This is a genomic window from Pseudomonas sp. GV071 (assembly GCF_003050835.1).
In the GTDB taxonomy this organism is placed as follows: Bacteria; Pseudomonadota; Gammaproteobacteria; order Pseudomonadales; family Pseudomonadaceae; genus Aquipseudomonas.
This window is the reverse complement of the sequence record NZ_QAOJ01000020.1, coordinates 42,890-51,702: the sequence shown is the minus strand read 5'-3', so window position 1 is coordinate 51,702 and position 8,813 is coordinate 42,890. Positions and strand designations below refer to the sequence as shown.

Annotated in this window: 10 protein-coding genes; 6 read left to right on the top strand and 4 right to left on the bottom strand. The window is 61.3% G+C overall.

The window, feature by feature from the left end; genetic code table 11:
- The first annotated feature begins 231 nt into the window (after positions 1–231).
- The 4 genes from C8K61_RS26240 (at position 232) to ycaC (ending at position 3,931) form a co-directional block, all read left to right on the top strand.
- Positions 232–666 (top strand): DoxX family protein, encoded by a 435-nt coding sequence (locus C8K61_RS26240; protein ID WP_108099942.1) that lies wholly within the window; start codon positions 232–234, stop codon positions 664–666.
- Positions 667–708: 42 nt separating this feature from the next.
- On the top strand, positions 709–1,287 hold the full coding sequence (locus C8K61_RS26235) for an antibiotic biosynthesis monooxygenase (protein WP_108099940.1): 579 nt from the start codon (positions 709–711) through the stop codon (positions 1,285–1,287).
- A gap of 132 nt (positions 1,288–1,419) precedes the next feature.
- Positions 1,420–3,258, top strand: coding sequence for an amidohydrolase (locus tag C8K61_RS26230; RefSeq protein WP_108099947.1), 1,839 nt, complete (start codon positions 1,420–1,422; stop codon positions 3,256–3,258).
- A 55-nt stretch (positions 3,259–3,313) separates the two neighbouring features.
- Positions 3,314–3,931, top strand: a complete 618-nt coding sequence (ycaC, locus tag C8K61_RS26225) for an isochorismate family cysteine hydrolase YcaC (RefSeq protein ID WP_108099938.1) — start codon at positions 3,314–3,316, stop codon at positions 3,929–3,931.
- A gap of 142 nt (positions 3,932–4,073) precedes the next feature.
- On the opposite strand, the gene lapD is transcribed toward ycaC, so the two are convergent.
- Positions 4,074–6,017: a cyclic di-GMP receptor LapD gene (gene lapD / locus C8K61_RS26220; protein ID WP_108099936.1), complete on the bottom strand. Its 1,944-nt coding sequence runs from the start codon at positions 6,015–6,017 to the stop codon at positions 4,074–4,076.
- A gap of 9 nt (positions 6,018–6,026) precedes the next feature.
- The gene (gene lapG, locus C8K61_RS26215) at positions 6,027–6,728 is read right to left on the bottom strand and encodes a cysteine protease LapG (RefSeq protein WP_108099934.1); all 702 of its coding nucleotides are present in this window, start codon (positions 6,726–6,728) and stop codon (positions 6,027–6,029) included.
- Between the two features lie 339 nt (positions 6,729–7,067).
- Between lapG and C8K61_RS26210 the strand changes: the two genes are divergently transcribed.
- Both C8K61_RS26210 and C8K61_RS26205 read left to right on the top strand, forming a co-directional pair.
- On the top strand, positions 7,068–7,346 hold the full coding sequence (locus C8K61_RS26210; protein ID WP_108099932.1) for a type II toxin-antitoxin system RelE/ParE family toxin: 279 nt from the start codon (positions 7,068–7,070) through the stop codon (positions 7,344–7,346).
- 11 nt (positions 7,347–7,357) lie between these two features.
- On the top strand, positions 7,358–7,663 hold the full coding sequence (locus C8K61_RS26205; protein ID WP_108099930.1) for a HigA family addiction module antitoxin: 306 nt from the start codon (positions 7,358–7,360) through the stop codon (positions 7,661–7,663).
- 19 nt (positions 7,664–7,682) lie between these two features.
- On the opposite strand, the gene C8K61_RS26200 is transcribed toward C8K61_RS26205, so the two are convergent.
- Together C8K61_RS26200 and C8K61_RS26195 are read right to left on the bottom strand one after the other, a co-directional pair.
- On the bottom strand, positions 7,683–8,078 hold the full coding sequence (locus C8K61_RS26200) for a YbaN family protein (RefSeq protein ID WP_108099928.1): 396 nt from the start codon (positions 8,076–8,078) through the stop codon (positions 7,683–7,685).
- Positions 8,079–8,091: 13 nt separating this feature from the next.
- The gene (locus C8K61_RS26195; protein WP_108099926.1) at positions 8,092–8,679 is read right to left on the bottom strand and encodes a YecA family protein; all 588 of its coding nucleotides are present in this window, start codon (positions 8,677–8,679) and stop codon (positions 8,092–8,094) included.
- Positions 8,680–8,813 lie beyond the last annotated feature (134 nt).

The following is an 8,813-nucleotide window of genomic DNA, read 5'->3' as shown; positions in this document are numbered from 1 at the left end:
TCAAGATGAAGCTAGGCGGACTCAGCCCTGTCGCATACAGAGCCAAGTCCGCCATGGCTTAATCAATAGCCGTCCAACTTTTGGGGCGCACTTCAGTCCCCTGTGGGAGGGGCTTTAGCCGCGAGCTTTTGATCTGTAAGTCTCCCCGCAACAAATCCAGCACAGCGATACAAGTCATTCGCAACGCCGTCTTCCACTATCAGGTCCTACGCACCTGAGAGTGATTTGCCGATGGCCACTCCTATATCTCGCACCGCCTTCACGCCCAGTGACTGGGGCCTGCTGTGGCTGCGCCTGGCCGGCTCGCTGTTGCTGCTGCAGGTCCATGGCCTTCCCAAGCTGCTGCATTTCAGCGAACAACTCACGCTCATCGAAGACCCCTGGCACCTCGGCGCCATGCCGACCTTGTGCCTGGCGATCTTCGCCGAGGTGTTGTGCCCGCTGCCGATCATCCTCGGCCTGTTCACCCGCCTGGCCTGCCTGCCGATTCTCGCCGTGTTGCTGGTGGCTCTGGTTTTTGTCCATCCCGAATGGAGCATTGCCGAGGGCCAATTCGCCTGGCTGTTGGTGATTGTCTTCGGTGCCATTTTCATTTCCGGCCCCGGTGCCATCGCCGTGGCGCGGCGGCTTCCGGGCAAGGCGGCGGGGCTGGTCTATCTTCAGTGACGGCCTTGGTCGCTCATTTATTCAGTAAGGAAACAGCACGCCATGAGTAGTGTGGAATTGTTCGATGAAGTGGTGACCCTGCTGGTTCGCCACCGGGTGAAGGCGGGGCAGGACGCCGCTTACGAAGAATGGCTGCGGCGGATCATCGGCACCGCCCGCAGTTATGCCGGGCACCTGGGCATCGATGTGATGCGCGGCCATAGCCAGGGCCTGACCCTATTCACCTGCGTGCTGCGCTTTACCTCCACCGACCTGCTGCAAGCCTGGCTCGACTCCGATGATCGTCACCGTCTGGTGGCCGAGGTCGAGCCGCTGCTGGCCGACGGCGACCAGACGGAGATCAACGCCGACCGCGAGTTCTGGTTCACCCCCACGCCGCTGGAGAACGGCAGCGCCAAACCGCCCGCACGCTGGAAGCAGGCGTGCGTCACCTTCCTGGTGATTCTGCCGCTGAGCATGGGCGTGCCGCTGCTGTGGAAACCACTGTTCGCACAACTGCCATTTTTGTCGGGTTACCTGGCCAGTAGCGTGCTGATCACCCTGAGCATCGTGCTGCTGGTGGTGTACGTCTTTATGCCGCGGGTAACGCGTTTGTTCGCCCCCTGGCTCAACAAAGCATGAGGTCTGCCCATGACCGATAAAACTGATCCCAAGCGCCGCCAGTTTCTCGCCGCCAGTTCGGTGCTTGGCGCCGCTGGCGCGCTGTGGTCCGCCTTGCCTTTTTCCGCTTACGCCACCTCATCTGGAGCCCCGATGAACGCCGATCTGATCCTCTTCAATGGCCGTCTGCACACCGTCGACCGGGAAAAACCGACCGCCACCGCGGTGGCCATCAAGGACGGCAAATTTATTGCCGTCGGTAGCGATGCCGAAGCCATGGCCCTGCGCGGCAGCGCCACGCAAGTGGTCGACCTGCAAAAACGCACGGTGATTCCCGGCCTCAACGACTCGCACCTGCACCTGATCCGCGGCGGCCTGAACTACAACCTGGAACTGCGCTGGGAAGGCGTGCCGTCCCTGGTCGACGCCCTGCGCATGCTCAAGGACCAGGCTGACCGCACCCCAGCGCCGCAATGGGTGCGCGTGGTCGGTGGCTGGAACGAATTCCAGTTCGCGGAAAAACGCCTGCCGACCATCGAAGAACTTAACAAAGCCGCGCCCGACACCCCGGTGTTCGTGCTGCACCTGTACGACCGCGCTTTGCTTAACCGCGCCGCACTCAAGGTGGTCGGTTACACCCGCGACACACCAAACCCACCGGGCGGCGAGATCGTTAAAGACGCCAACGGCGAGCCCACCGGCATGCTGGTGGCGCGCCCCAACGCGATGATTCTGTACTCCACCCTGGCCAAAGGGCCGAAGTTGCCGCTGGAATACCAGGTCAACTCCACCCGCCAGTTCATGCGCGAGCTGAACCGCCTGGGGGTGACCAGTGCCATCGACGCCGGCGGCGGTTACCAGAACTACCCGGACGACTACCAGGTGATCCGCGAGCTGGCCGCCAACAACCAGCTCACCGTGCGCATCGCCTACAACCTGTTCACCCAGAAGCCCAAAGAAGAACTGGTGGACTTCAAGAACTGGACCCAGATCGTCAAACCGGGCGATGGCAACGACTTCTTCCGCCATAACGGTGCCGGCGAAATGTTGGTGTTCTCGGCGGCCGACTTCGAAGACTTCCTCGAACCGCGCCCCGACTTGCCGCAAACCATGGAGCAGGAGCTGGAGCCGGTGGTTCGCCACCTGGTGGAGCAGCGCTGGCCGTTCCGTCTGCACGCTACTTACGATGAATCGATCTCGCGCATGCTCGACGTGTTCGAGAAGGTCAACCGCGACATCCCGTTCAATGGCCTGCACTGGTTCTTCGACCACTGCGAAACCATCACACCGAAAAACATCGAGCGCGTGCGGGCGTTGGGCGGCGGTATTGCCGTGCAAGACCGCATGGCGTTCCAAGGCGAATACTTTGTCGACCGCTACGGCAAGAAGGCCGCCGAGGCCACACCGCCGATCAAACGCATGCTCAGCGAAGGCGTACCAGTAGGCGGCGGCACCGATGCCACGCGGGTGTCCAGCTACAACCCATGGACCTCGCTGTACTGGATGGTCAGCGGCAAAACCGTCGGCGGTATGGAGCTGTACCCCGAAGGCCTGCCACGGGAAACCGCGCTGCAACTGTTTACCCACGGCAGCGCCTGGTTCTCCACCGAACAGGGCAAAAAGGGCCAGATCAAGGTCGGCCAACTGGCGGACCTGGTGGCGCTGTCGGCGGACTTCTTCAGCGTCGAGGAAGAAGCGATCAAGTGGATTGAATCCGTGCTCACTGTGGTGGACGGCAAGATCGTCTACGGCACCGGTGACTTCGACAAGCTGGCCCCACCAGCCTTGCCGGTCACCCCGGACTGGTCGCCAGTGGTGAAAGTGCCTGGCCACTGGCGTCAGCAAACGGCATTGGCGGCTGCCGTGCATCAATGTTCCGGGCCGTGCGGTGTGCATTCCCATAGCCACGAAAAGGCGCGTCTGTCGTCGGCGCCGGTCAGCGATCACCAGGGCTTCTGGGGTGCGTTCGGCTGTTCCTGCTTCGCCTTCTGAATCCGGTTTTTAACCTTCGGGCCCGATCGCGGGCCCGGCATTTCAAGGAGTCATCATGAGCAAGAAATACAACCGCTTGGACAAAGACAACGCCGTGGTTCTGCTGGTCGACCACCAGGCCGGCCTGATCTCGCTGGTGCGTGATTTCACTCCGGACGAGTTCAAGAACAACGTGCTGGCGCTGGCCGATATCGCTGCGTTCTTCAAGCTGCCAACCATCCTCACCACCAGCTTCGAAAACGGTCCCAACGGGCCGATGGTGCCTGAGCTGAAAGCCAAGTTTCCGGATGCGCCGTACATCGCCCGCCCAGGGCAGATCAATGCCTGGGACAACCCCGATTTCGTCGCGGCGGTAAAGGCGACTGGCCGCAAGCAGATCATCATTGCCGGTGTGGTGACTGACGTGTGCGTGGCGTTCCCGACGCTGGCGGCGCTGGAGGAGGGCTTTGATGTGTTTGTGGTGACCGATGCGTCGGGCACCTTCAACCCGCTGGTGCGTGAGTCGGCCTTGAGCCGCATGGTGGAGGCCGGCGCGCAATTGATGAACTGGTTTGCGGTGGGCTGTGAGTTGCAGCGCGATTGGCGCAATGACATTGAAGGGTTTGGCGCGATTCTGGGCGGGCATCTGCCGGCGTATGCCAACTTGATGCAGAGCTATTCGCAGAAGAGCTGAGGGTTATCAGTGATCGGTAGTAGCGGACCGCCCTTCGGGGCGGTTCGCTTTTGTGGGCTGTGCTGCCAGCGACGTTGCGCATCGGCGGACCACTGATTTGCCCAGCGTCGGTCCGCCGCCTGTTCAAGTGCTACGCCCCCGATCAAGCCCAGGGCGCTGGCGCCCCAATCAAACGTCCCATGGCGCCCTTGATGCCCAGCTCCCTGAGCGCCAACAACTCGCCCTCGGTCTCCACCATCTCCGCGATCAATGGCAGATCAATGCTGTTGGTTGCCCGGAACATCGCCTCGATAAATATGCGCTTGTCGCTTTCCTGATCGATGGCGCGGATGTAGGTGCCATCCACCTTTAAGTACGCCAAGCCCAGGTGCGTCAGGTTGCCAATCAAACTGAAACGCCCACCAAAGTGCTGCAGCCCCAGGTTGAAACCGGCGGCATGTACGGCCTGACTCAGGCGCTCCAGTTCGGCCGGTGGCGGCAGGTGGCGCTCGTCCACTTCCAGGGTCATCAGCGCCGCTTGCGCCGGGTTTTCCCTGAGCAGGGCGATCAATTGCGCCTGCGCTTCGCTTTCGCGCAAGGTGGCCGCCGACAAGCTGAGGGCGATCGGTTGCTGATGCGCGGCCAGGTGGGCGAGGGCGTGTTTGAGCATCGCCAGGTCAAAGCGCGCGGCCCAACCCAGGCGTTCGATCCAGGGCAGGAAGCGGCCGGCGGCAATCGCTTCGCCTTGTGGGTCGATCAAGCGCGCCAGCACTTTGTGGTGCAGCACGGCACGGCTGTCGGCGCAGTCCACCACCGGTTGGAAATACAGCTCCAATTTGCCTTTGTTGAGGGCTTCGTCGATCCAGCTGCGCCAGTCGTTGAGGCTTTGGCTGGGGCCTGCGTTGAAGTCGTCGAGGCGCTCCCAGAACTTGGCGCTGTTGCTTTGCGCCTGGGCCAGGGCCTGGTCGCCACGGCTGATCACCGCCGGCACTTCTTCGCCGGGGCGGAATGCGGCAATGCCCAGGTGGGCGACCGGCGTGCAATCGCTGGCGCCGGTCTGGCGCAGGCTTTCCAGGCTGTCCATCAGTTGCAGGGCAAGGCGGTCTGCATCTTCACCAGACAAGCCGGGCGCCAGCAGGGTGAACTCACCGCCGCGGCTGCGCGAGGCCAGCCAGTCGCTGCGGTCAGGGTGATCAAGCAGACGTTTGAGCAGCTCGCCAATCGCACCAATCAGGGCATCGGTGCGTTGGCCGCCGAGGCGTTGGTTGAGGCCGCCGAGGTCGTTGACCCGCAGCATGATCAGGTAACCCTCGGTGTTCTGTTCCTGAGTGGTGAGCTGGTTGGCCAGGTTGATGTCGAACAGGCGGCGGTTGGCCAGGCCGGTGAGGGTGTCCTGGTAGGCTTCTTCGCGCAGTTTTTCGCTGCGTGCGGCTTCTTCGGCGAACAGGGTTTTGAGTTTTTCCACCATCTGATTCATCGCCAGCACCACCCGTTTCAATTCCGGGGTGCGTGGCACGCGAGGCAGGGTGAAGAACTCGCGGCGGCTGATGGCGTGGGCCTGCTGGACCATATTGTCGAGGGGTTTCAGTTGGGTGCGTAGCAACCAGCCACCGAGGATCGAACTGACCAGCCCGCAAAGCAGCAGCCAGGCCGCGCTGCCGACAGCGCTGTCCCACAGTTTGGCCAGGGCGAATTGTGGATGGCTGAGCACTTCCACGCGTGCGGCCTGGTCCCAGCCGCGCATGATCATGGCGTCGCCGCCTTCGGGCTGCAGGTTGATCAGCTTGACGAACCAGGCCGGCACGTTGTCGGTGGTGGTGGTTGTGCGTCGCTCCACCATCGTCTCGCCGTTGTCCACGCGCACGACACGGATGGTGGCGTAATAGCCGCTGTCGAACACCGAACTGACCATCAGCTCGATCATTGCCGGGTCGTCGATATGCGGGGTCATTGACAGCGCCAGCGCGGTGGCAGCGTCCTGGGCGTGGGAGCGCAACTGGCTGAGCAACTGCTCGCGCGAGCTCTCCACGCTGGCGATGAAACTGCCGGTAAAGGCCACCACCAGAAACAGGCAGATGGCGAGAAACAGCTGTTTGAGTAACGACATAAGGTTCTCCTAACCCTCACCAACGGCAAAGCCTTCGGCATTCATTTTTTTCAACAAGTCCTGCCAGCGCGAAAGCTTTTTGGTGTCACTACGTTTGCCAGTGGAACCCGGCAGGTACAGACCTTCGGCATTGAAGGAATACACCGGTAATAGATCTTTGCGTTGCGAGGCGGGGCGAATATCGCCGATCAGATTGTCCAGCACCAGCGGCTGCGCCGTGGGGCTGGAGTAGTAGGTCAGGACCATGTGCGCCTGGTTGTAGTTCAGCGCCTTAACGTACGTGATGCGCAGCTTTTCGCTGGGAATACCCAGGCGGCGCAGGGTGAAATATTTGGCGATGGAATAGTCCTCACAATCGCCGGCGCCTTTGACCAGCGCCTCCAGCGGCGTGGCCCAGTAGTCTTCCTGGCGCCAGTTGCGTGCATCGTCGACAAAGCGCAGTTCACGGTTGAAGAACTTGTTCACCACAGCGAGTTTTTCGTTTTCCGGCAGCTCGCCGCTGGCGTTGATCAAGTCGCTCCAGGCGACGATACGCTCCTTCGCGTCACCCAACTTGCCGTAGCGGCTCTCGGCCGTTTTGAGGATGACGGCGAAGTCCCAATTGGCATAGACACTGGCTACCCCCACCAACAGCGCCAGCAGCAACGACAGGCCGACGCGTGCCAGAGGCAGGCGCCCGAGTCGTCCTTGATTGCGCTGCCGAAGCTGCATGTCGCGTCTCCGCCGAAGATGGAGTGATTCTAGGCAGTTGACGGGGAATTTGCTGTAGCTGCGCTGGGAAAATTTCAGCGGCTTGCGGGGTTTTTTGTAGGGGCGGCTTCTGCCTTGATTCCTCCGTGCTCAGAAGCCCAAGCATCGCGGCTGAAGCCGCTCCTAAAAGGGGGGGGGGGAGCGCCTGATTCGCTGCGATGACCGTGCATCCCATTTGACTACCCGCTTCGGCAGACCACCGGCAATCTGCCGCCTTTACTTCGGGTTGGCTTCCTGGTGGTTGACCGCGACTCAGGAGTGGCCAATACTAAATTAACGCTTAACGTTAAGGATTAAAGCGTGATCCTGAACTTTGCTTGTAAGGACACTGAGCTGCTGTTTGCGACAGGCCGCTCCAGGCGCTGGGGCAATATCCTCAACGCCGCCACTCGCAAGCTCGTTATGTTGCATGCGGCTGTTGAGCTTCGCGACTTGAAGGCGCCGCCCGGCAATATGCTGGAGGCGCTGCAGGGCAATAGAGCGGGTCAACACAGCATCAGGATCAATGGTCAATTCCGCATCTGCTTTGTCTGGACGCAGGCGGGTTCCGAAAATGTTGAAATCGTCGATTATCACTGAGGAGGTCGACCATGCCTGTTAACGGGATGCGCGCTATTCACCCGGGCGAGGTTCTGCGCGAAGAGTTTCTCCAGCCGCTGGGTATCACCCCGACTGCGCTTGCGCGTGCCTTGCACGTCTCGACACCGACGATCAACGACATTGTCCGTGAGCGCCGTGGCGTGACGGCGGATGTAGCGATTCGACTGGGTCGCTACTTCGATACCACCGCGCAGTTCTGGATGAATCTGCAGAGTGAGTACGCGCTGTGCGTCGCCTTGGCGGCCAATGGTGAAGAGATCGAGCAAAACGTTGAGCCGTTGTTGGCGCAAGCGTAGTCCGCAGGGCGGCTGAGGATCAGCGCTGCAGGGTCTTCTGCCGCACGATATAAATCGTCACGCACACCGCGCTGGTAAGCATGAAGGTGCGAGCCCAGAACATCGGCACCAGGTAGCAGGAAAAACTGATGCTCAGCCACATCAGGCCAATGGCGTAGACCTTGCCCCTGAGTGGAATACCGTTGCCGTCGAGGTAGTCGCGAATCCACGGGCCGAGCTTGGGATGGTCGACCAGCCAGCGGTAGAACCGTTCGGAGCTGCGGGCAAAACAGGCAGCCGCCAGCAACAGGAACGGCGTGGTCGGCAGTACCGGCAGAAAAATTCCGACCACACCCAACACCACGCTCAGCCAACCAAGGGTCAGCAGGGCGTAGCGTACGGCGGGGTTGCGGTTTTCGTGGACTTGGCGCGTCACACTCGGCCCAGAATCAGTGGTGGCGAGGTTTGAGCAGCGCGGGTTTTTCGTCGGGGGCTTGGCAGAGCAGGAAGAGGGCGGTGAGGGCTTCGGGGATCTGCTCGACCATGTCGTCCATCAGGTCGGCGTCTTTGGCGATGTCGGCGAACTCGGCTTCTTCGTCGAACAGGCCGGAACCGACCATGATCGGCAGCAGCAGCTCGCTGACTTCTTCTTCGGCGGTTTCGAACCAGGCGGCTTCGCGCATGAACACGCCTTCCATGAAACCGATGCACCAGCCGCGGATATCCGAGTCGTCCGGCTCTTCGCCCAGATCCAGTTCGCACGGCAGCTCAAGGTCGTCGTCGGCGGCGAGCATGCGGCCGATGTGGGCTTTGAGTTGAATCAGGGTGGCTTCGATTTCGTCGCGCTCGGCGTCGTCACGGTAGTGCGGGGCTTCAGAGAACAGCGCGTCGATCCACTCGCGTTCGGGAACGTCCACGGTGCAGATCGACAACGCCGTCAGAAAACCGTGGGCAGCCACGTAGTCCAGGGCTTCCTCATGCAGCTCATCGGCGTCGAGAAAGGCTTGCAGGCGGGTCAATTGCGCGGCGAAGGACATTACGGCACTACCTAATAGGACTGAATGCGCAGGATTTTAGCCTGTATAGCCTGCTGGCGCGGCGCTCTTGGCAGATTTTTTTCGCGCGCTCTGCGGCTTTGCAAGATTTTTCCGCGGGCAATCACCGATGGGCG